Source organism: Mycolicibacterium gadium, from assembly GCF_010728925.1.
In the GTDB taxonomy this organism is placed as follows: domain Bacteria; phylum Actinomycetota; class Actinomycetes; order Mycobacteriales; family Mycobacteriaceae; genus Mycobacterium; species Mycobacterium gadium.
The window spans coordinates 3,173,771-3,194,268 of the sequence record NZ_AP022608.1 but is presented as its reverse complement, the minus strand read 5'-3'; the positions used below and the strand labels follow the sequence as shown (position 1 = coordinate 3,194,268).

The following is a 20,498-nucleotide window of genomic DNA, read 5'->3' as shown; positions in this document are numbered from 1 at the left end:
GCATCGACCCGCTCAGAGTGCGCGTAGGCCGCGCAGCGTCCTCGTCAACAGTTCGCGTCGTTCCTCGATCGTCATCGAGTCGCCGGGGGTGGCGTTCACCCGCAAATAGCCCTGTGTCACCAGATCGCCGACCAGGAACCGCGTCGCCCCGAGCGGTAACGAGAGCGCAGCGGCGATCTCGGCGACCGAGCGGCTGCGCGCGCAGTATGTCAGGATCTGGCCTCGCACATCATTTTTCGGCCAGCGCGGCGGCTTTGTCGTCGTGGCGACCGCTTGGACCGGAGCCTCGAGGGGCACCTCGACATCGGTATCGGTGCGGCCAGCCGTCAGTGCGTATGGCCGGACCAGACTCGGCTCGCGCGCGGCGGCCTCCGGTGCGATGAAAAGATCGCCGATCGGTCTGGCTTCCGGCGGCGGCTGTTGCGCGGCGGAGTGCGTGCCTCTGGCATGCGGCAGGTGCAGGTTCTGCAGGAACCACAAGGCCTGGTCGGCGTGCACCGATGCGCGCAGCTCGGTGGAGACGACCTTGAGCACGGTGCGATCGGTGCCGATGACGAACGTCGTCCGCCTGACCGGCAGCAGCCCGGCCAGCAGGCCACGGCGCCGAGTGTGCCTGCCGCGTCGGGGCGCCTCGCGTGTCCACAAGGACTTCTGCAGCTTGGCGAGCCTGCCGCGGCGCACCCCGAACATTTCCGACACCACGCCGTCCACGTCGGACAGCAGCGGATAGTCGAACGAGCGCTGCTGGGCGAAGTGGGCCTGCTTGTCGACGGTGTCGGTGCTGATGCCCACACGATGGGCCCCCACCGCGGCGAATTCGTTGCTCAGGTCCCGAAAATGACACGCCTGGGCCGTACACATCGGGGAGGACGCCAAGGGGTAGAAGAACAGCACGACCGGCCCTTCGGAAAGGAGTCCGGACAGCGTCCGTGCTCGGCCCGTGTGATCCAGCAGCGTGAAGTCAGGCGCCTTGTCGCCTGCGATCATCGGCAAAGACTAGCGCGGGGACGCACCGTGCAATACACGTCTGAAGCATTTCGGTCGTCGCGGCGGTTGGCAGATTCTCCGACCCAACCGGTCGGTAGATTGCACGCATGGGCGAAGACAGAGTGCTGGTGCGGACGGCGGCCGAGGGTGTGGCAACGGTGACGATGGTGCGCGCCGACAAGCACAATGCGCTCGATCAAGCCATGTTCGATGCCCTGATCCGGGCGGCCGAGCAGGTGGCGGGCGACTCATCGATTCGTGCGGTGGTCCTGCACGGCGACGGCAAGAGCTTCTGTTCGGGCCTGGACGTCGCCAGCTTCATGTCAGGAGGCGGCAACGGCACCGGCGGTCTACTGGCGCGCGACGCCGATCGGGTGGCCAACTTCGCCCAGCGCGTCACCTACGACTGGTCGTTGGTCCCGGCGCCGGTCATCGCCGCGATCCACGGCAACTGCTTCGGCGGTGGTCTGCAGATCGCGCTCGGCGCCGACATCCGGATCGCCGCGCCGGACGCACGACTGTCGATCATGGAGATCAAGTGGGGCCTGGTGCCCGACATGGGAATCACGCAGACGCTGCCGAGGCTGCTGCCGATCGATGTCGCCAAGGAGCTGACCTTCACCGGCCGCATCCTGGCCGGTGCCGATGCCGCCGCAATCGGATTGGTCACCAGGACCGCCGACGATCCCTTGGCGGCGGCGCTGGCGCTCGCCGACGAGATTGCGCAGAAGTCTCCCGATGCGGTGCGCGCGGCGAAGAGGCTTTACAACGAGACGTGGGTCAGCAACGACGTCGCGGCGGCGCTCGGGCGCGAATCCGAGCTGCAGTCTGACCTGATCGGCAGGCCCAATCAGATCGCCGCGGTGATGGCGGGCATGTCAGGGGAGCGGCCGGTGTTCGCCGACCCCGCCTAGCGGCGCACCCCACGAACTAGAGGACGACGAACCAGACTGCGGCATAATGACTTACGGCTGCGGCCGCAGTGAAGGCGTGAAAGAACTCGTGATAGCCGAACGTGTGCGGCCACGGGTTCGGCCAACGAATGGCGTACAGGATGGCTCCCACGTTGTAGAGGACTCCGCCGAGGACGAGCAGCCCGACGACGATCGGACCACCACCGTCGAGCAGGCTGCCTGCGAACCAGATAGCGACCCAGCCGAGCAGAAGGTAGAGCGGCACTCCCACCCACCGCGGTGCCGATGGCCACCACATCTTGAGTGCCACGCCGGCGGCGGCGCCGGTCCACACGATGGTCAGCACGAGGTTGCCGGTGCTCGGCGGCATCGCCAAGAGGGCGAACGGCGTATAGCTACCGGCGATGAAGATGAAGATCGCCGAATGGTCGAGGCGCTTCATCCATCTCAGAGCTGCCGGGTTGTGCCAGTGATTGCGGTGATAAACGGCGCTGATGCTGAACATCGCGACGACGGTGACGGTGTAGATCAGCGTCGCGAGAATCGCCCTCGGCAACGACTCGATGACGGCTACGGAAACGAGCGCCAGGCCGCCCGCAGTGGCGGTGATCGCGGAGCACAGATGGATCCAGCCGCGGGCACGTGGCCGTCCGATGAGGTCTGCGACCGTGTCGGCCAGGCCCTGGGGAAGGTCGTCAACGACCGGAGCGCGCGGCCCGCTGACCTGGGCAGATGCCAACGGATCTCGTCGACCGCGCGTCAGGTGGTGTTCATCGTCGATTAGCGCGTCCAACGCCTCTCCCAGGTTCGCCGAGCCGGATGGCTGGCCATCGCGGAGTGCGACGACGCGGGTCGAGCCTACCCATGACGATTCCCGGCCGTCAGCGCGTCCCATCGAGTGCTGCGCGTAGCAGGTCCAGCGACCCGAAGTCGCGGACCGCTTGTACCGCCCGGTCGAGGCCCGCCCGCGTGGTCGCTTCGCCCTGCAGGCGCCGGCCGAAGGCCGCCGTGACACCGGCGGCGATGTAGCCGGTAAAGGCGAACAGTCGATACGAGTCCCATGCGGCGCCGTAACTGAGCCGGGTGGTGCCGTCGGCGTTCAACGTGTCGACGTAGGTGCGCACGAGCTCGGTGTCGATGGCGCGCCGGATGTCGGATTCGACCGACGTGGCTGCGAAATATGCCAGGTCCTTGATCGCCGGTCCGCACGAGCTGACCTGCCAGTCGAACAGGACAGGCCGGTCGCCGACGAAGCCGATGTTGCCCAGGTGGGTGTCACCGTGCAGGAGCGAGTTCGGGTAGGTGCGCATCAGCGCCGCGATTTCCCAACGGCGCTTGATGAGCATCCTGGCGTCGTCACGGAACTGCGGCGGCACGATGTCGTCGAAGTCCTTGGGGATCGTGTGCAGCAGATGCCACGAGTGCGGACCGAGCCGGGTGTTACGCGATCGTGCCGGACCGAGAAACGCGAGATCGCCATCGAAACGCGATGACTGCCAGAACTTTTGGTGCACAGCCGCGAGCGCGCCGGCGACGGCGAGCGCCTGCTGGGCGCTGGCCCCGGTCGCCAGCGGCGGGAAAGCCGCACCGCGCACCGCGAGATCCTCGAGGATGACCACCGCGCGGCCACGGCCGTTGGATGCCGCGCCGTATAGTGCAGGCATCACCTCGGACAGGTCGGCGTGCAGTCGTCGGTATACCTCGGCTTCGTTGTGCGCCAGCGCCATGAACCGATTGAAGAGGCGCTCGGCGGGCCGGGTAGGGGCCAGCTTAACGAACGCCGTGCTCGGCAGTTGCGCATCACCGGTGATATCCAGTCGGGCCCGCGTGGCCGTCCCATGGTCGACGTTGTGGACATGCACGGCGGTCACATCGTCGCGTGCCGCCAGCGCCCGAAACGTCGTCACATCGATGTCGGCCGGTCGGCGCGGAATCATGTTCTTGTTCAACGTGTGTCGGTATCCTCGCCACGTTCTCGGCGCGCTCTCGCCCGCCGCTTGCCTTCGTGCATCGCCGCCACTCGTGCGACGGGAATGGTGCGGCCCTGTGCGATCAGGTCGGTGGGCAGCCGCTGCGGTGCCGGCATCGACTCCAGCCACGATGGCCGGCCGTCGAGCGCGTCGATCGCGGTATGGACGGTGAAGTCGGCGGGGGAGACCGAGTCGAGTTCGGACCATTGGAGCGGAAACGACACCGGCGTGTTGGGGCGCAGCCGCGGGCTGTACGCCGCCGCGACGGTGGCTCCGCCCGCGCGGGTGGCGTCGACGAACACCTTGCCGCCGCGGTCTTCGACGATGAACGCCGTCGTTGCGATGTCCGGATCGAGAGCTTCCGCGCGGGCCGCGAGCGCGCGGGTCGCCGCGGCGACGTCGTCGACCGGTGCCGAGTCGTCGATCGGGACGAAGACGTGCACCCCCTTGGCCCCGCTGGTCTTGACCGCGCCGTCGAGACCGGTGTCGGCCAGTGCCTGATGCACCAGATGCGCGACGGCCACCACCTTCGTGAAGTCGTCGTCGGGCGGGTCGAGGTCGAGCACGAGATGTGTTGGGCGATAGATGTTGTCCGCCAGCCCGAGCGTCGGGTGGTACTCCACCGCCCGCTGGTTGGCCAGCCACAGCAGGGTGCGCCAGTCGTTGCACAGCGCGTAGCGAACCTCGCGGTGCGAGGCCTCCGCCCACATCGTCACCGTCCGCACCCAGTCGGGGGTGTACTTGGGCACGTTCTTCTGCATGAACGGTTCGCGCCCGCGTAGGACCCGCAAAACGGTCAGCGGCCGGTCGACGAGTCCCGGCAGCATCCGACCGGCGACCGCCGCCAGATAGTCGACGAGGTCGCGTTTGGTGGCCCCGGCATCGGGGGTCAGCGCCTCGTCGAGATTGGAGAGCTCGACGCCGTCGCGATGTTCCTTGGCGGCCACGTCACCCGGCGGCGGTCGTCGCGAGTCCGCCGTCGACGGGGATCACCGCTCCGGTGAGATAGGCCCCGGCACGGCTGGCGAGAAACACCGCGATGCCCGCCATGTCGTCGTCGCGCCCGATCCGGCGCAGCGGCGCCGACGCCGCGATCGAGTCGCCGAACGACTCGAGCGTCGCGGCCATCATCTTGGACGGGAAGGGCCCGGGAGCCACGGCATTCACGGTGATGTGCTGCGGTCCCAGGTCATACGCCAGCATGCGGGTCAGGTTGTGCAGCGCCGCCTTGCTGCTGACGTAGGAATACACCGGGAGCCGGCTTGGGCGAATGCCGTCGATGCTGCCGACGTTGATGACTCGCGCGGGATCTTCTGCCGTTCCGGCCTCGCGAAGCGCGGGGACCAGCGCCTGCACCATCCAGAACGGCGACTTGACGTTGAGATCGAGAACTTTGTCCCAGGCCGAATCGGGGAAGCTCTCCAATGGCTCACCCCACGTGGCGCCCGCGTTGTTGACCAGGATGTCCAGCTGCTCGCCGCCCGCGGTGACCTCTTCGGCCAGCCGCAGGCACTCCTCGTGCCGGGACAGATCGGCCGGGATCGCCTGGACGTCGCCGAGGTCCGACAAGTGCTCGCGGGCCGCTTCGCAGGCGTCGGCCTTGCGCGAGCTGATCACCACACGGGCGCCGGCCTGCACGAGGCCGCGGGCCATCATCAGGCCGATACCTCGCGATCCGCCCGTGACCAGGGCGCGCTTTCCGCTCAGATCGAAGAGCTGGGCATGAGTGCTGAACTGGGCGTCGGTCATCCTCGAATAGTGCCCTATCGGCCGCGCGCAGCGTTCCTTGCTCGTCGAGTCGAGCACCCCGTAGCCTCGTGAGGTGGCCGGCCCGACCGTCGTCCGAGCCGACGAACTCGTCGAACTAGAAGTTTTCGCCGGCTGTTCGACCGCAGCTCTGGCGCCGCTCGCGGCGCAGTTGCAGCCGCTGAATGCAACTCCCGGACAGGTGCTCATGCAGCAGGGCGAGCTCGCGGTGTCTTTTTTGCTGATCGGATCCGGCCGCGCCGAAGTCACCCATGCCGGCGATGACGGGCACGACACCGTGGCCGAACTTCAGCCCGGCCTCGTCGTCGGCGAGATCGCGTTGCTGCGCGACACGCCGCGCAGTGCCACGGTGGTGGCGCTCGATCAACTCTCGGGATGGGTCGGTGACCGGGAAGCGTTCGCGACCATGCTCGAGATCCCGGGCATGGTCGAGAAGCTGGTGCGAACGGCGCGGCAGCGGCTCGCCGCGTTCATCACCCCGATCCCGGTGAAACTGCGCGACGGGTCCGTCTTCTATCTGCGCCCGGTTCTGCCGGGAGACAGCGAACGCACGACGAACGGGCCGGTCGAGTTCTCGAGCGAGACGCTGTACCGGCGGTTCCAGTCGCCGCGCACGCCGACGAAGTCTTTGATGACATACCTGTTCGAGGTCGACTACGTGCACCACTTCGTCTGGGTGATGACCGAGGGCGCCGAGGGGCCCGTGGTTGCCGACGCGCGGTTCGTCCGTGACGAGGACGACCTGGCGGTCGCGGAGGTGGCGTTCATCGTCGGCGACGACTACCAGGGCCGCGGCATCGGTACGTTCCTGATGGGCGCGCTCGTCGTCACCGCGGATTACGTTGGGGTCGAACGCTTTACCGCACGGGTGCTCAGCGACAACCATCCCATGCGGGCGATCATGGACCGCTTCGGCGCCAGCTGGCACCGCGACGACCTCGGGGTCGTCACCACCGTCGTCGACGTCCCGAACCCGGGCTCGCTACAGCTGCCCGCATCGTTGGTCAAGAAGATCCGAGGCGTGACGTCCCAGGTGATCAAGGCGGTCGGGTGAGGTGAAGCCCGCGCTGAATAAGGACACCCGACTGTGTATCTCGCTGGCGGCGCGGCCGAGCAACATCGGTACCAGGTTCCACAACTACCTGTACGACCTGCTCGGCCTCGACTTCATCTACAAGGCGTTCACGACGACGGACATCGCCGCGGCGATCGGCGGTGTTCGTGCGCTGGGAATCCGCGGGTGCTCGGTATCGATGCCGTTCAAGCAGGATGTCATCGAACTCGTCGACGAGGTCGAACAGTCCGCGACGTCCATCAACGCTGTCAACACGATCGTCAACGACACGTCGGTCCCCGGCGGCCAGCTGACCGCGTCCAACACCGACTACCTGGCTGTGGCGCGGCTCATCGCCGAACACAGTCTGCAGCCGTCGCAGTCGGTGCTGTTCCGGGGCAGCGGCGGAATGGCGAGCGCCGTCGCGGCGGCCTTCCGGGACAACGGCTTTCACCGGGGCACGGTCGTCGCCCGCAACCCCGACACCGGGCGGGCACTGGCCGAGCGGCTCGACTACGAGTACGTGGCCGAAGTGGGCGACCGCACCGCCGACGTCATCGTCAACATCACGCCGGTGGGGATGGCGGGCGGCCCCGAGGAGCACGACCTCGCCTTCGACGCGACGACTATCGACGCCGCGCACACCGTATTCGATGTGGTGGCGTTGCCGTCCGAGACCCCGCTGATCACCGCGGCTCGCGCCGCGGACATCGCCGTCATCACCGGTGCCGAAGTGATCGCGCTACAGGCCGCGGAACAGTTCGAACGGTATACCGGGGTGCGGCCGACCGCCGAACAGATCGCGGCGGCCTCGGCGGTGTCACGTGCCTAGCGGCACCGAGCAATACGGCGAGGGATGTGCCCGGTCTCAGGGAGTGATCGTGGTCTGCTCGTCGATGGTGACGGTGGCAGGACCCAGGACGTCGATCTGATCCTCGCGACCATCGGCGTTGAGCTGCAGGACGTAAAGCCCGTCCTGGCCCGGGATCACGACGGTTTTCTGCGCGATGGCGCGGGTGACGCCGTTCTTCTCATAGGTGCCGCCGACCTGCATGGCGTCGAAACCGCTCAGTTTGCCTGGGGTTCCGGTGTTCGAGCCCTCGAAACCGGGCAGGTTGTTTATCTCTCCGGGGGCGAACTCGAGGATCTTCGCCGGATCGACGTTACCGGTCAGCTTGGAGACCAGCGCCATGATGGACGGCGGATCGCTGCTGAAGGCCGGATCAGAGGAAAGGATTGCGCCGTAAGCCCAATCGGGGGTGCGCGGACCGGCATCCTCCCAGCCCTCCGGCATGGGCAGGTTGATGGTGGGCGAGCCGGGATCCCCGCGCTTGACCGGAGTTTCGGTGATGCCGTTCTCACGGATGTAGTCGACGATCGTCTTGTTCGGTCCCGCGGCCTGGCCCTCGCTGGTGGGCGCGGCCGCCGCGCTGGTCGTCGTGGCCGCTTCGCTGGAAGACGCACTTTCCGTCGCGGATTCGTCGGTCTTGGTGTCCGAGCCGCAACCGGCCAGGCTCAATCCGAGTGCGACGGTCGCGATGGCGATGACGCCGGCCCTCACTGACTTGCTCATTCGGTTTCCTTTCAAAGTCTCGCCGTAGCCTACGGTCGGCCTACCGCTAGCGCCATGCCCAGTGTTGCTCTAGACTCGCGGAAAGTTTGCTGGCCCGCTGTGAATTCCTCAGGCCGGATCCAGATGTGTTCTTTGATCGGCGGCTGTGTCCTGCTGAGGAGGGTTTCCGCATGCGGGGGTTGATTCGTTCGCTGGGCGTGGTGGGTCTAGCGTTGCTGAGCGTCGTCGGTCTGGTAGTGGCATGGACCGCGGCGACAGTCGTCCAGCTGACGGCAACCGCGCTCATCATGGGCGGTACCGGTCATTCGCTCAGCTCGCCGCCGGATGATCCGGTGGGTTACATCAACCCGTATATGTCCAATGCGATCGACGGGTTCATCAACCCCGCCTTCGCGTCGACCGGCCCGGGGGGCACCCCGATCGACGAGGTCGGACCCGGTGACGACCGCTACGCCGTCGTCACCCCCGAGCAGTTCTTCCCGGTGTCCGGATCGATGACGTTCGATGCCTCCGTGACCGCGGGCCTCGCGAACGTCAGCAGGTGTATCCGTGGGTCGACCGACTGCTCCTACAACCCCGCGGTCCCGGGCGCCCCCGCCGGCACACCCGACGCCACGGACGAATTCGCCGTCTTCGGCTACTCGCAGAGCGCGGTGGTCGCCTCACTTCTCAAGAAGGACATCATCGATAATCCGGACGCCTATCCCGATCTCGAGCCGGGCGACGTGTCCTTCATTCTGTTGTCCAATCCGATGCGTCCCAACGGCGGCGTCCTGGCCAGGGGACCCGAGGGCCTGACGATCCCGATCATCGGAATCACCTTCCACGGAGCCACTCCGACCGACAGCTGTAATGCGTCTGGTGAGTGCTACGAGACCGTCGACGCCGCAGCGCAATACGACATTCTCGGCGGCGACGCACCGGCCAGCCTCACCAACCTGTTGGCCATCGCGAACGCCGTAGCCGGGTACTACTACTTCCACGGTGACATGCAGAACGCGAGCCTCGAGGACGCCGAGTACCAAGGCTCGCACGGCGACACCGACTACTATCTCGTTCGCGCCCAACGCCTGCCCATCCTGATGCCGTTCGAGGCCTTCGTGCCGTCGCCGATCCTCACGCTGCTCGAGGCTCCATTGAAAGCGGCGATCGAAGCCGGCTATGCGCGCGACGTCAATCCGGGCGTGGCCACCAAGGTGGGGCTGCTTCCGTTCCGGGATCCCGTCCAGGCCATCGTGAACATCGTCAAAGCGATCCCGGTGGGTATCGACGACGCGATCGCCGAAGCATCCGGAGACGAAAACAATCGGCCCCTCGGAACCGATCCATTGACCAGCCCGTTCGGGGTGGGCGGTCCCGAGCTGCCCGATCCACCATCGGCCGACGGCGACGAGAATTCACGACTGGGTGACGACCCCGGACAGGACGCCCTCGAAGGGGAGAACGCTGAGGAGCAGGTCGTCGAGGGAGAGGTCATCGAAGCGGGCGCGCCAGAGGGAGAAGGCGCCGACAACCTCGACGCGACCACGCCCCGCGTCGGGCCCAGGCCGGTGACCAGAGTCGGCGCGCACATCCGCAGCACTTTGGACTCGATCCGCTTGTCGAAGATCAGAGGCCCGATCAGGTTCGACTCGCAGCGCGACGCCAGACCTACTTCACCCGCAACGCCCGGCGATGACGACACCGCGCCCAACGCACCGGCTTCCACCCCGGCCGATACGGCAAACCCGGCGGCCGCCTGACGGACGAATCAGACGTCGCAGTTGAGCGAAACGGTGATCGACCGGCTGACGACGACGGTGATGTACTCGCGGTCCTCACCCTTGCCGACGGAGATCGTCTGGGTGACCTCCTGCGGGTTGCGCACGTTGGTGACGAAGCACTCGCCCAACGGCGCGCTGCCCACCCGATCGATCACGACGTTGTATCCGACGGACTCCAACTCGCCGATCGTCTGGTACGCGTTGCCGCCCCTGTTGGGCTCCGCCGCCGCCACGCTCGCGGGGGCGATGACGACTCCTATCAACGCTATCGTTGCTACTAGACCCCATTTGCGCATGAGGGCCTCCGTTCTTAATTTGCCTGGTACTTATGCATCGGCGAACGGACATATTTCGTTGCATGGATAGCTGTAAGGGTTCTCTGAGGTATTGGCGCCCGGTGTGGGCCATGGGTGCGACGGCGGCTCTGCTCGCGGCGGCCTGTGGCTCGGGCGAGCATCCGCAGCCGGAAGTAGCCATGTCGCCGGGCGCAACGCCGCGGATCAACCCGGCCAGGATCGATCGGGTTCGCCATGATCTGCCCGACGGATATGAGGTCGCCACACTGACGGGCCCGGCGCGGCCGCCGGCGTTATGGGGGTTCGGTACGCAGTGGTCGGCAGAACCGCCGCAATGCGGTCAGCTCGCCGATCCCGCCGTCGACGCCGCCTCGGCCAAAGGGTGGTCGGGGTCGGGAACAGGTGGCATCGTCTACGTCGTCGTCGCGGAGTCGACGGCAGGTCTGGCCCCAGGGGTCGCGGAGTCATGCGGGCAGTGGACCCTCTCGGCCGGGCAGGCGAACGGCACCGTCACCATGACCGCCGCGCCGGCGATCGAGAACGCCGAGACCGTCGCAATGGCGACCGTGACAACGACCGTCGTCGAGGGCGGCACCGAAACTCACTCGCACGCCGATACCGTCACCGCCTACCTGGACGGTCACGTGGCGTTCGTCTCCGTGGTGACCGATCCCGGATCGCCGCATCCGCAACTCGACGCCGCTTTCGCGAATGGACTGATGGTGAAAACGGCGGCGGCATTGCGGGGTTGACGCTTGTGGCGGCGCGGTACCGAAGGGGTACCCTGTCGGCGATGTTCAAGAGCGCAAGGCTCGGCAGCCAGTTGGCCCTGGTTTGCGTGGGGCTACTGGCTGCATGTGGATCGTCGGAGTCGGCGGATCTCTCCAGCGCCGACATCGCCCGCGTCAAGGACGTGCGCTCGAGCTTCGGTCCGCAGTTCAAGGTGACCGAGGTGGCGCCGACGGGGATCGACCCGCGACTGCTCGGACGGCCGACGCTGCCCCAGGGGATGAAGTTCGATCCAGCCGACTGCGGGTCCTTCGCCACCGCACAGGTGCTGCCCGATGGCGTGAAGGGCAACATGGCAGCCACCACCGCAGAGGGCGACGGTAACCGGTTCATCGTCATCGCGGTGGAAACCTCCGAACCCGTTCCGGTCAACCGTCCCGCCGACAACTGCAAGCGGGTGGGTTTCGCCGGTGGCGGCATGCGTGGTCTGGTCGAGGTCGTAGATTCGCCGCAGATAGAGGGGGCCGAGACGATGGCGACCCATCGCGTGCTGCAGACGATCGTCAACGGCAAGCCGGGCGCCGGGGAGATCTACAACTACATCGCGAGCTTCGGAACATTCCTCGTCATCGTCACCGCGAACCCGTTGGTGCTGCCGGACAAGCCCGTCGCGCCCGTCGACACGCAGCGCGCCCGTGACCTCCTCGTGTCGGCCGTGGGGGCGGTCAAGGGTTAGCGGACGTCGTGCGGGCGGAACTGGATGCTGATCCGTGGGCCGGTCGGTCGAGACGTCTTCGGGATCGCGTGTTCCCAGGTGCGCTGGCAGGAGCCACCCATCACCAGCAGGTCGCCGTGGCAGTGTCTGAGGCGCAGCGACTTGCCGCCCCCGCGCGGCCGCAGCGCGAAAACCCTTGTGGCGCCGAGGCTGACGATGGCGACCATGGTGTCCTCGGTGCTGCTGCGGCCGATCGTGTCCCCGTGCCAGGCCACGCTGTCGTCACCGTCGCGGTACAGGCACAACCCGGCGGTGGTGAACGGTTCGCCGAGTTCGCCCGCGTAGGCATCGTTGAGACGGCGCCGCATTTGTTTCAGCCGCGGGTGCGGAACCGGCGCGGCGTCCTGCTCGGCAAAATCCCAGAAGCTGACGAGCCGGGGCACATCGAGCACGCGGTCGTACATCTGCCGTCGCTCGGCGCGCCACGGGATGACGTCATGCAGCTCGGTGAACAGCGAGTCGGCCTCCTCCAGCCACCCGGACCGATAGTCGATCCACGCGCCGTCGCCGAGATGGCGCCGTTCGGCGTGCTCGAACAGCGAGCTCTGTAGAGCCAGCTCCATGCCCGCGAGTTTATCGCACAAGCGTTCGAAATTTTAGAGGCGCACGGCTCCCGGTCCCTCACCGGCCAGGACATCGCCCGGATTGGACAGCGCGCAGGTCTTCAGGCTCAGGCAACCGCAGCCGATGCAGCCGGTGAGATTGTCGCGTAGCCGCTGCAGGTGCAGGATGCGGTCGTCGAGGTCCTGGCGCCAGCCGGCGGACAGCTTGGCCCAGTCCTTGCTCGTCGGGACGCGGTCGGTGGGCAGGGTGGCCAGTGCCTCCCGGATGCGGGCGAGTGGAATGCCGAGGCGCTGGCTCATTCGGATGAACGCGACACGACGCAGGGTTTCACGGGCATAGCGCCGTTGATTGCCGCCGGTTCGCTTGCTGGTGATGAGCCCTTCGCGTTCGTAGAAGTGCAGCGCCGAGATGGCGACGCCACTTCGAACGGACATGTCCGAGGGCGTGAGTTCGTGTACCACCTCCATGACCTCAACCCTAGTTGAGGTAGCCGCGCGCGCCATGCGCGATACGGTGCTAGATGTGACGACGCTGGGCTGTGACTCCGAGGTCGGCAGGCTACGGGCGGTAATCCTGCACCGGCCCGGTGCCGAACTGCAGCGGCTGACTCCGCGCAACAACGACAAGCTCCTTTTCGACGGGCTGCCATGGGTGGCCAAGGCGCAGCGCGAACACGATGCGTTCGCCGCCCTGCTGGCTTCGCGTGGTGTCGAGGTGCTGTTGCTTGCCGATCTGCTGACCGAGGCGCTGGCGAAGAGTGGTGCGGCACGGATGCATGGCATCGCGGCGGCTGTCGATCCGCGACGGTTGGGACTGCCGTTGGCGCAGGAGCTTTCGACCTACCTGCGCACGCTGGACGCTGCGCCGCTGGCGTCGGTGCTGATGGCCGGGATGACGTTCAACGAGTTGCCGTTCAGCGGCGGTGACCTGTCGTTGGTGCGGCGAATGCATCACGGCGGAGATTTCGTCATCGATCCGCTGCCGAATCTTCTTTTCACGAGGGACTCGTCATTCTGGATCGGTCCGCGGGTGGCGATCACGTCGTTGGCCCTGCCCGCGCGCGTTCGCGAGACGTCGCTGACTGATGTGATCTACGCGCACCACCCGCGATTCCTGGGTGTACGGCGGGCGTACGAGTCGCGCTCCGCGCCGGTCGAGGGCGGCGACGTGTTGCTGCTGGCGCCGGGAGTGGTCGCGGTGGGGGTGGGGGAGCGGACTACGCCTGCGGGGGCAGAGGCGCTGGCGCGCAGCCTGTTCGACGATGACCTGGCACATACCGTCCTCGCCGTGCCGATCGCCCAGGAGCGGGCGCAGATGCACCTTGACACGGTGTGCACGATGGTCGACATCGACGCGGTGGTGATGTACCCGAACATCGTGGAGTCGTTGTCGGCATTCACGATTCACCGCGACGGTGCCGGTGGTGTACGGATCGACGACGCACGACCGTTTCTGGTCGCCGCGGCCGAGGCGATGGGCATCGAGAAGCTGCGAGTCATCGCGACCGGGTTGGATCCCGTCACCGCGGAGCGCGAACAGTGGGACGACGGAAACAACACGCTGGCGGTGGCGCCGGGAGTGGTGATCGCATACGAACGCAACGCCGAAACCAATGCGCGGCTGGCTGATTCGGGTATCGAGGTGTTGTCGATCGAGGCGTCGGAGCTGGGCACCGGCCGCGGCGGCCCGCGCTGTATGTCGTGTCCCGCAGCGCGAGACCCGCTCTAGCTTCCTTCACGCCGAAATCGGAGTTTTGTAGAGAAAGTGCGAGTAGTCGTCTACCAAAGTCGGATTTCGGCGCGGACGGGCACTAACTCCAGGACGGCAGCCAGATCTGCATGTTCCAGGTGGCCTGCGAAATCGGGATGCCCGTCAGGATCGGGTACATCCACGCGAAGTTCGTCAACACGAGCGCGATGTAGCAGCTCACCACTATCAGCCCGAGCGTTCTTCGCTCGGAGTTCTGATTCGGTTTGTACAGAATGTCGCCGAGAATCAACGCGATCATCAGCACGAGGAACGGCGCCATCGTCGCCGCGTAGAAGAAGTACATCTGCCGATCGATGTCGGCGAACCACGGCAAGAACCCGGCGCTGTAGCCCACCAGGACCGCCGCGAAGCGCCAGTCGCGCTTCACGAAGGTCCGCCACACCGCCCACGCCAGCACCGGCACCGCGATGAACCACATCGCGGGCGTGCCGACCAGCATCACGGCCTTCACGCACGACTGATCCCCGCAGCCCGGCACGTTCTGGTTGTCGATCGCGTAGAGCACCGGCCGCAGCGACATCGGCCACGTCCACGGCTTGGACTCCCACGGGTGGTGATTACCGTCGGCATTGGTCAGGCCGGAATGGAACTTGTACGCCCCGTAGGTGTAATGCCACAGCGAGCGAACCGCGTCGGGCAGCGGCAGGATGCTGTCCTCTCCGATGTCTCTGCCGACCGCGTGCCGGTCCACGCCGGTCTCCGACGCGAACCACGGCGTATAGGACGCCAGGTAGACCCCGAACGGAATCAGTACCAGTGCATACAGCGACGGGCCCAGATCGCGCCGGAACGCACCGAGCCACGGCCGCGGGACGCGATACTGCTTGCGCGCGGCGATGTCGAACGCCAGCGTCATCACCCCGAAGAACGCCACAAAGTACAGCCCGGACCACTTTGTCGCACAAGCCAATCCGAGCAACACACCGGCGCCGAACCGCCACCACCGCACGCCGAGTCGCGGCCCCCATGGTGTTTCACCGATGCGGCCCTCGAGCAGCGCCACATGCATGCGCTCACGGACCTGGTCGCGGTCGACCATCAGACAACCGAACGCTGCCACGACGAAGAAGACCAGGAATCCGTCGAGCAGCGCGGTGCGCGCGGCGACGAAGCTGACCCCGTCGGCGATCAGCAGCAGCCCCGCGATTCCGCCGACGACGGTGGACCGGCTGATCCGCCGCGCGATACGCACGACGAGCAGCACGGTGATGACCCCGCAGACGGCTCCGGAGAAACGCCACCCCAGGCCGTTGTAACCGAACAACCATTCGCCGAGCGCGATCAGCTGCTTGCCCACCGGCGGATGCACCACCAAGCCGTAGCCGGGGTTGTCCTCGAGGCCGTTGTTGTTCAGCACCTGCCACGCCTGCGGCGCGTAGTGCTTCTCGTCGAAGATCGGCGTTCCCGCGTCGGTCGGCGAGCCGAGGTTCAAGAAGCGGGTCACCGCCGCCAGCGCGGTGACGACGGCGGTCATCGCCCAGCCCTGCAGACGGTCCACCGGGCCGAAGTCGGCGACCGGGACCAGCGGCGCGGGGCTGATGACAGGGACCGCGCGCGAGGCTTCGGTTGCGGGGGCGGTCACGCAAGCGATCGTAGGCTGTCCGGCATGAACCCCGGCCGACTGCTTATCGGCGCCACGCCGCTGGGTCAGCCCTCGGATGCGTCTGCGCGGCTGGTCAGCGCCCTGGCCAGGGCCGACGTGGTCGCCGCCGAGGACACCCGACGGATCCGGACCCTGGCACAGGCGCTCGAGGTCAAACCCGCGGGCAAGATTGTCAGCCTGTACGACCAGAACGAGGCGGCGCGGGTTCCGGCGCTGGTCGCCGAGATCGCGGCCGGCGCGACGGTTCTGCTGGTCAGTGACGCCGGCATGCCCCTGATCAGCGATCCCGGATACCGGTTGGTGTCCGCCTGTATCGATAGTGGGCTACCGATCTCGTGCCTGCCGGGCCCTTCGGCGGTGACGACGGCGCTGGCGGTGTCGGGGCTCCCGTCGGAGCGGTTCTGCTTCGAGGGTTTCGCGCCACGCAGGCACTCGGCGCGGATGACGTGGCTCGCCACACTGGCCGTCGAGCCGCGCACGTGTGTCTTCTTCGAGTCGCCCCGGCGGCTGGCCGAGACGCTCAAGGACGCCGTCGAGGCGCTGGGTCCAGACCGCGAAGTCGTCGTGTGCCGCGAGCTGACGAAGACGCATGAGGAGATCATCCGCGGCTCGCTGGCAGAGCTGGCCGAGTGGGCGAAGGAGGGTGTCCTCGGCGAGGTCACCGTCGTGCTCGCGGGCGCGACGGTGAAGGCGGATGTGGAGTCGCTGGTGTCGCAGGTGCAGGACCTCATCGAGCAGGGCATGCGGGTCAAGGATGCGTGCGCGCAGGTGATCGCCACGAATCCCGGCTCACCGTCGCGACGCGAACTCTACGATGCGGTTCTGCGCTCGCGTGAGTGAAGGAGTCGAGAGGTGAACACAGTGCTGTTCGTAGTCCTCTTGGTAGTCGGCATTGTGGCCCTGTTGGTGCTGATCTGGATTCCGATCATGGTGTGGTTGCGCCGTCGCAGCGGCGCCACTGCCGAGCAGCTGAGCGCGGAGATCGAAGGCGAATCGGTTCTGCGCGCGCCGGAGAAAGGCTCCTACCGCGGGTCGACGGCTCCGGGATTCCCCGCGGTGAAGAACACCGGGCTGATTGCGCTGACCCAGCGGCGGCTGGTCTTTCGAACTCTCACCGGTCATCTGATCGAAGTTCCGGTCGAGTCGATCACCGGAGTGCGAGAGGCCGCGGTCTTCAGTGGTTCGGTCGTCGGCGGGCAGGCGCATCTGATCGTCCAGACATCCGCGGGTGAGATCGGTTTCTACGTATTCGCAGGCATCGCCGACTGGATCGCGGCACTCGAGACGTTGGTACCCGGCCAGCGGATGTAGCCGTCGGCGCTGCGTTCCAAGTCCCGGCTGAGCTCCGGCAACGCCTCGGATCAGCTGTGCGCGGGAATCCGCCGCTGAGCGTCGATCTCGATGAACGGCGCTGCCTTGTGCAGGCACTCATCCCACTCCCGGTCGGGATCGGAATCCGCGGTGATGCCGCCGCCGACGCCGAGTACCGCGTTACCGTCGGCGTCGAACTCGACGGTGCGGATCGCGACGTTCAGCTCGCACCCGGCGATCGGTGAGGCCAAGCCGACTGTGCCGCAGTAGATTCCGCGGCGATTCTGCTCCCAGCCGGTGAGCAGCTGGCGGGCGCGCAGCTTAGGCGTACCCGTGACCGAAGCGGGCGGGAAGGTGGCGTCGAGCACCGCCTCCATCGGCATGTCGACGTCGACGCGCGCCGTCACCGTGGATACCAGGTGCCACACGCCCGGCGCCGGACGTACGGCCAGCAGCTCGGGAACGGACACACTACCGGTCACCGCGACCCGACCGAGATCGTTGCGGACCAGGTCGACGATCATGATGTTCTCGGCGACGTCCTTGACCGACGCTCGCAGTTCCGCCGGATCAGCGTGCCGCGGCAGCGTGCCCTTGATCGGACTCGACGCCACCGCCTCGCCGTGCCTGCGCAGAAACAGTTCAGGCGACAGCGACGCAACCGCGCCCCAGCCGCCGCCCACAAAGGCGGCGCGTGCCGGCGAGGTTCGCGCGACGGCGTCGGCGAAGAAATCGATTGCGGCTGCGTCCGATGTCGTTCGGGCGGCGATTCGGCCTGCGAACTGCGTGCACACACACGCCTGGTAAACCTCGCCGGCCGCGATCGCCTCGAGGCACGACAACACGCCGCGCCGGTGCGCCTCACGATCGGCCGCGCCCCAGGTGATCGCGCTCGAGGCCGGCGCCACGGGTTCGCGCAGCGCTTCGGACACCCAGCCGGGAAGCTCGGCACCGGATAGGTTTTCGTGCCACCACTGCCCTTCGTCGTCCTGGCGCAGCACGCAATCCGACCAGCCGCCCGCGGCCTCGGGTATGCGTGGCCCTCGCCCGTCGGCGCCTGCGTCGGGGTATGACAGGTAGCCGAACCATCCTCCGCCGACGGCATCGCCGGACGTGCCGGGGGATACGTCGAACACTTCGGATACGCCGACGGGCGTCACCTCCACCGACGGCGCGATGACCGCGCCGGAACCGAACCACTCCCCGATCAGGGCGGCCGGCGGCGGCAGATCGCGCCGTCGAGTTCCGTCGGCCAGCGCGCGCAGCACCGCAGGGGCACTGCCCAGCTCGCCGAGTCGATCGATCCGCACACCTCAAGCGTGTCAGAAGCTACCGGCTGATCTCCCGCGGGATGTCGACGCCGGTCAGTTTGTCCGGGTTGCGCATCGCGTAGAAGTGGCTGATCCGGCCGTCGGTGATCTCGACGGTGATGATGCCTTCGAAGCTGTCGCCCATGTAGAGCTTCAGCGCGGGAGCGTTGTTGTACATCGCGGGCTCGACCCGGCCGGACTCCCCGGCCACGCGGATGAGACCGATGATCAGCTTGGCCACCCGCTCGGCGCCCGTGACGGGTCGGCGTGCCGCGCTGACCTTGCCGTCGCTGTCGGCTGTCCACACGACGTCGCTCGAGAGCATCTCGATGAGCCCGTCGACATCGCCGGTCGAGGCGGCGGTGAAGAAGCGCGCGGTGATCTCCATGGAGAGTTTGGGGTCGACGGGCTCGAATCGCTTGCGGCGCGACTGAACATGCTCGCGCGCGCGGTGGGCCATTTGACGGACCGCGGCCGCGGATTTGCCGATCGTGGCGGCGATCTCGTCGTGGCTGAAGCCGAAGACCTCGCGCAGCACGAACACGGCGCGTTCGTCAGGGCTCAGTGTCTCGAGCACGACCAGCATGGCCATCGACACCGATTCGGCAAGGATCACGTCGGACGACGCGTCTGTGTCGCTGGCGGTCTCCAGCAGCAGCGGCTCCGGTAACCACGGGCCGACATAGTCCTCCCGCCGGCGAGACTGTGTCCGCAGCGCATTGAGGGATTGCCGGGTGACGAGCTGGGCGAGGTAGGCCTTGGTGTCCTGCACCGTCGACAGGTCCACCTCGGCCCAGCGCAGGTAGCTCTCCTGCAACACGTCGTCGGATTCAGTTGTCCGGCCGAGAATCTCGTAGGCGATGGTGAACAGCAGCGGTCGCAGTTGAGTGAATCGTTCGGCGTGTTCCTCGCTCACGGTCGCACCGGCTGACCTGCTGACTCCAACTGCTGCTGCCGCTTACCGCCCTTGAGCCAGAAGTAGCTCCCCGGTTTGCGCGCCTCCCGCTGCAGGAAGCTGACCGTGCCCTTGCAGACGGCCTCCTTGATCGTGGCTGCGGTGCGGCCGCCGATATGCAGCGGCATTACGGTGTCGTCCAGGTGGGCGAGCTGGACCAGACCGCCTTTGCGTCCGAGGCTGATGCACTGGCCGGTGAAGGCCTGGTTCAGCCGTTTGGGCTCGGTGCCCGCGATGCGGCTGAGCACCGTGTTCGCGGCTTGTGCGCCCAGCGGGATCGCGGCCTGGCAGCTCATCCGCAACGGTAGGTTCGACGGCGCGGCCGCATCGCCCGCGGCGATGATGCGGGGATCGTCAACGCTGGTGAGGGTCTCGTCGGTGAGAAGGCGACCGGCCGCATCGGTGCTCAGGCCGCTGCGCGTGGCCAGATCGGGCACGCCGAAACCGGCGGTCCAGATCGTGACCGCACTGGCGATCGTGCGTCCGTCGGCCAGGATCACCGAGTCGGGGCGCACCTCGGTCGCGGTGGATCCGGGGCCGTCGATGATGGTGACGCCGAGGCGGTTCAGCCGCTTGGCGGCCGCACGGCGACCACGGGCGTGCAGGTAAGGGCCGAGAACTCCGCCGCACACCAACGTCACCCGTCGGCCTTCCTCGGCGAACTCGGCGGCCACCTCGAGGCCCGTCGGACCCGCGCCGATCACCGTGATCGGCGCGTCGTCACCGGCAGCGTGATATGCCGTCTTCAACTGCTCGGCGTGCTCGAGTTCCGAGATGGGATAGGCATATTCAGCGGCTCCGGGAACGACCGGGGGCGCCCCGTGACTACCGATGGCGTAGATCAGATAGTCATAGTCCAACTCGCCACCGGCTGAGAGCTCGATCCGCCGTTGCGGCGCGTCGATGCGTGTCACAGAGTCGACGACCAGCTGGATCCCCTCACCGAGGATCTCCGGGTAGTCGACCACCGCATCATCGGTGCCGGTCACCAACTGATGCAGCCGGATCCGCTCGACGAACGTCGGCCGCGGGTTGACCAGCGTGATGTCGACGTCCTCGTTGAGCCGCAGGTGGTTGGCCGCGAGCACACCGGCGTATCCGCCGCCGATCACGATGACGCGGTGGTTCTGTTCGGTCATGTCAATCTCCTCGGGATC

General features: G+C 67.0%; 21 protein-coding genes and 2 pseudogenes. 9 read left to right on the top strand and 14 right to left on the bottom strand.

Annotated elements, in window-relative coordinates:
* Nucleotides 1-12: 12 nt before the first annotated feature.
* A pseudogene (locus tag G6N36_RS29840) lies at nucleotides 13-348 on the bottom strand (DUF742 domain-containing protein); the annotation flags it as partial.
* 117 nt (nucleotides 349-465) lie between these two features.
* Nucleotides 466-987 (bottom strand): annotated as a pseudogene (locus G6N36_RS29835) (peroxiredoxin); the annotation flags it as partial.
* A 107-nt stretch (nucleotides 988-1,094) separates the two neighbouring features.
* On the opposite strand from G6N36_RS29835, the gene G6N36_RS15655 reads away from it, so the two are divergent.
* The gene (locus G6N36_RS15655; protein ID WP_163687334.1) at nucleotides 1,095-1,901 is read left to right on the top strand and encodes a crotonase/enoyl-CoA hydratase family protein; all 807 of its coding nucleotides are present in this window, start codon (nucleotides 1,095-1,097) and stop codon (nucleotides 1,899-1,901) included.
* Between the two features lie 16 nt (nucleotides 1,902-1,917).
* Here G6N36_RS15655 and trhA read toward each other — a convergent pair whose 3' ends face one another.
* From trhA to G6N36_RS15635, 4 genes are all read right to left on the bottom strand, one after another.
* Nucleotides 1,918-2,694, bottom strand: a complete 777-nt coding sequence (gene trhA, locus G6N36_RS15650) for a PAQR family membrane homeostasis protein TrhA (protein WP_372512334.1) — start codon at nucleotides 2,692-2,694, stop codon at nucleotides 1,918-1,920.
* A gap of 88 nt (nucleotides 2,695-2,782) precedes the next feature.
* Nucleotides 2,783-3,850, bottom strand: a complete 1,068-nt coding sequence (locus G6N36_RS15645) for a phosphotransferase (RefSeq protein ID WP_170311125.1) — start codon at nucleotides 3,848-3,850, stop codon at nucleotides 2,783-2,785.
* A complete protein-coding gene (locus G6N36_RS15640; RefSeq protein WP_163687331.1) occupies nucleotides 3,847-4,818 on the bottom strand; it encodes a DNA polymerase domain-containing protein in 972 nt (323 codons plus the stop codon). The genes G6N36_RS15645 and G6N36_RS15640 overlap by 4 nt, the downstream gene beginning before the upstream one ends.
* A gap of 1 nt (nucleotide 4,819) precedes the next feature.
* On the bottom strand, nucleotides 4,820-5,620 hold the full coding sequence (locus tag G6N36_RS15635) for an SDR family oxidoreductase (protein ID WP_163687328.1): 801 nt from the start codon (nucleotides 5,618-5,620) through the stop codon (nucleotides 4,820-4,822).
* A gap of 73 nt (nucleotides 5,621-5,693) precedes the next feature.
* On the opposite strand from G6N36_RS15635, the gene G6N36_RS15630 reads away from it, so the two are divergent.
* A complete protein-coding gene (locus G6N36_RS15630; protein WP_163687323.1) occupies nucleotides 5,694-6,692 on the top strand; it encodes an acetyltransferase Pat in 999 nt (332 codons plus the stop codon).
* A 1-nt stretch (nucleotide 6,693) separates the two neighbouring features.
* Nucleotides 6,694-7,524 carry a shikimate 5-dehydrogenase gene (locus tag G6N36_RS15625; protein ID WP_163687320.1) on the top strand — a complete coding sequence of 277 codons (831 nt, stop codon included), beginning with the start codon at nucleotides 6,694-6,696 and terminating at the stop codon, nucleotides 7,522-7,524.
* 36 nt (nucleotides 7,525-7,560) lie between these two features.
* Here the strand turns inward: G6N36_RS15625 and G6N36_RS15620 are convergent, their stop codons facing one another.
* Nucleotides 7,561-8,265, bottom strand: a complete 705-nt coding sequence (locus G6N36_RS15620; RefSeq protein ID WP_163687317.1) for an envelope biogenesis lipoprotein LpqN — start codon at nucleotides 8,263-8,265, stop codon at nucleotides 7,561-7,563.
* Nucleotides 8,266-8,435: 170 nt separating this feature from the next.
* On the opposite strand from G6N36_RS15620, the gene G6N36_RS15615 reads away from it, so the two are divergent.
* Nucleotides 8,436-10,007 (top strand): PE-PPE domain-containing protein, encoded by a 1,572-nt coding sequence (locus G6N36_RS15615; RefSeq protein WP_163687315.1) that lies wholly within the window; start codon nucleotides 8,436-8,438, stop codon nucleotides 10,005-10,007.
* Between the two features lie 8 nt (nucleotides 10,008-10,015).
* Here G6N36_RS15615 and G6N36_RS15610 read toward each other — a convergent pair whose 3' ends face one another.
* Nucleotides 10,016-10,324, bottom strand: a complete 309-nt coding sequence (locus tag G6N36_RS15610; protein WP_163687312.1) for a hypothetical protein — start codon at nucleotides 10,322-10,324, stop codon at nucleotides 10,016-10,018.
* 62 nt (nucleotides 10,325-10,386) lie between these two features.
* Here G6N36_RS15610 and G6N36_RS15605 point away from each other — a divergent pair, with 62 nt between their 5' ends.
* Together G6N36_RS15605 and G6N36_RS15600 are read left to right on the top strand one after the other, a co-directional pair.
* Nucleotides 10,387-11,076: a DUF5642 family protein gene (locus tag G6N36_RS15605; protein WP_170311124.1), complete on the top strand. Its 690-nt coding sequence runs from the start codon at nucleotides 10,387-10,389 to the stop codon at nucleotides 11,074-11,076.
* Nucleotides 11,077-11,117: 41 nt separating this feature from the next.
* Nucleotides 11,118-11,789, top strand: a complete 672-nt coding sequence (locus tag G6N36_RS15600) for a DUF5642 family protein (protein WP_163687309.1) — start codon at nucleotides 11,118-11,120, stop codon at nucleotides 11,787-11,789.
* Here the strand turns inward: G6N36_RS15600 and G6N36_RS15595 are convergent.
* Nucleotides 11,786-12,391 carry an alpha-ketoglutarate-dependent dioxygenase AlkB gene (locus G6N36_RS15595; protein WP_163687307.1) on the bottom strand — a complete coding sequence of 202 codons (606 nt, stop codon included), beginning with the start codon at nucleotides 12,389-12,391 and terminating at the stop codon, nucleotides 11,786-11,788. The two genes, G6N36_RS15600 and G6N36_RS15595, sit on opposite strands and share 4 nt — an antisense overlap.
* Nucleotides 12,392-12,424: 33 nt before the next feature.
* Nucleotides 12,425-12,859: a redox-sensitive transcriptional activator SoxR gene (gene soxR / locus G6N36_RS15590; RefSeq protein ID WP_163687304.1), complete on the bottom strand. Its 435-nt coding sequence runs from the start codon at nucleotides 12,857-12,859 to the stop codon at nucleotides 12,425-12,427.
* 34 nt (nucleotides 12,860-12,893) lie between these two features.
* Here soxR and arcA point away from each other — a divergent pair, with 34 nt between their 5' ends.
* Complete coding sequence (gene arcA, locus G6N36_RS15585; protein WP_163687301.1) at nucleotides 12,894-14,120, top strand: arginine deiminase; 1,227 nt, start codon at nucleotides 12,894-12,896, stop codon at nucleotides 14,118-14,120.
* Nucleotides 14,121-14,202: 82 nt separating this feature from the next.
* On the opposite strand, the gene G6N36_RS15580 is transcribed toward arcA, so the two are convergent.
* On the bottom strand, nucleotides 14,203-15,744 hold the full coding sequence (locus G6N36_RS15580; RefSeq protein ID WP_163687299.1) for a dolichyl-phosphate-mannose--protein mannosyltransferase: 1,542 nt from the start codon (nucleotides 15,742-15,744) through the stop codon (nucleotides 14,203-14,205).
* A 24-nt stretch (nucleotides 15,745-15,768) separates the two neighbouring features.
* On the opposite strand from G6N36_RS15580, the gene rsmI reads away from it, so the two are divergent.
* Nucleotides 15,769-16,605, top strand: a complete 837-nt coding sequence (rsmI, locus tag G6N36_RS15575; RefSeq protein ID WP_163687289.1) for a 16S rRNA (cytidine(1402)-2'-O)-methyltransferase — start codon at nucleotides 15,769-15,771, stop codon at nucleotides 16,603-16,605.
* Nucleotides 16,606-16,617: 12 nt separating this feature from the next.
* Entirely contained in the window at nucleotides 16,618-17,076 is a 459-nt protein-coding gene (locus G6N36_RS15570) for a hypothetical protein (RefSeq protein WP_163687287.1), read from the top strand.
* A gap of 50 nt (nucleotides 17,077-17,126) precedes the next feature.
* On the opposite strand, the gene G6N36_RS15565 is transcribed toward G6N36_RS15570, so the two are convergent.
* The 3 genes from G6N36_RS15565 to G6N36_RS15555 are packed head-to-tail and all read right to left on the bottom strand — an operon-like array spanning nucleotide 17,127 to nucleotide 20,480.
* A complete protein-coding gene (locus tag G6N36_RS15565) occupies nucleotides 17,127-18,386 on the bottom strand; it encodes an aminodeoxychorismate synthase component I (RefSeq protein WP_163687285.1) in 1,260 nt (419 codons plus the stop codon).
* A gap of 19 nt (nucleotides 18,387-18,405) precedes the next feature.
* A complete protein-coding gene (locus tag G6N36_RS15560; protein WP_163687283.1) occupies nucleotides 18,406-19,302 on the bottom strand; it encodes an RNA polymerase sigma-70 factor in 897 nt (298 codons plus the stop codon).
* Nucleotides 19,299-20,480, bottom strand: a complete 1,182-nt coding sequence (locus tag G6N36_RS15555; RefSeq protein ID WP_163687280.1) for an NAD(P)/FAD-dependent oxidoreductase — start codon at nucleotides 20,478-20,480, stop codon at nucleotides 19,299-19,301. The genes G6N36_RS15560 and G6N36_RS15555 overlap by 4 nt, the downstream gene beginning before the upstream one ends.
* Nucleotides 20,481-20,498 lie beyond the last annotated feature (18 nt).

Bases quoted from the DNA above. Each gene is read 5' to 3' on its own strand.
- G6N36_RS15655 (WP_163687334.1), top strand. From the start codon at position 1,095: ATGGGCGAAGACAGAGTGCTGGTGCGGACGGCGGCCGAGGGTGTGGCA.
- G6N36_RS15635 (WP_163687328.1), bottom strand. From the start codon at position 5,620: ATGACCGACGCCCAGTTCAGCACTCATGCCCAGCTCTTCGATCTGAGC.
- G6N36_RS15620 (WP_163687317.1), bottom strand. From the start codon at position 8,265: ATGAGCAAGTCAGTGAGGGCCGGCGTCATCGCCATCGCGACCGTCGCA.
- G6N36_RS15615 (WP_163687315.1), top strand. From the start codon at position 8,436: ATGCGGGGGTTGATTCGTTCGCTGGGCGTGGTGGGTCTAGCGTTGCTG.
- G6N36_RS15610 (WP_163687312.1), bottom strand. From the start codon at position 10,324: ATGCGCAAATGGGGTCTAGTAGCAACGATAGCGTTGATAGGAGTCGTC.
- G6N36_RS15605 (WP_170311124.1), top strand. From the start codon at position 10,387: ATGGATAGCTGTAAGGGTTCTCTGAGGTATTGGCGCCCGGTGTGGGCC.
- G6N36_RS15600 (WP_163687309.1), top strand. From the start codon at position 11,118: ATGTTCAAGAGCGCAAGGCTCGGCAGCCAGTTGGCCCTGGTTTGCGTG.
- G6N36_RS15595 (WP_163687307.1), bottom strand. From the start codon at position 12,391: ATGGAGCTGGCTCTACAGAGCTCGCTGTTCGAGCACGCCGAACGGCGC.
- soxR (WP_163687304.1), bottom strand. From the start codon at position 12,859: ATGGAGGTGGTACACGAACTCACGCCCTCGGACATGTCCGTTCGAAGT.
- arcA (WP_163687301.1), top strand. From the start codon at position 12,894: ATGCGCGATACGGTGCTAGATGTGACGACGCTGGGCTGTGACTCCGAG.
- rsmI (WP_163687289.1), top strand. From the start codon at position 15,769: ATGAACCCCGGCCGACTGCTTATCGGCGCCACGCCGCTGGGTCAGCCC.
- G6N36_RS15555 (WP_163687280.1), bottom strand. From the start codon at position 20,480: ATGACCGAACAGAACCACCGCGTCATCGTGATCGGCGGCGGATACGCC.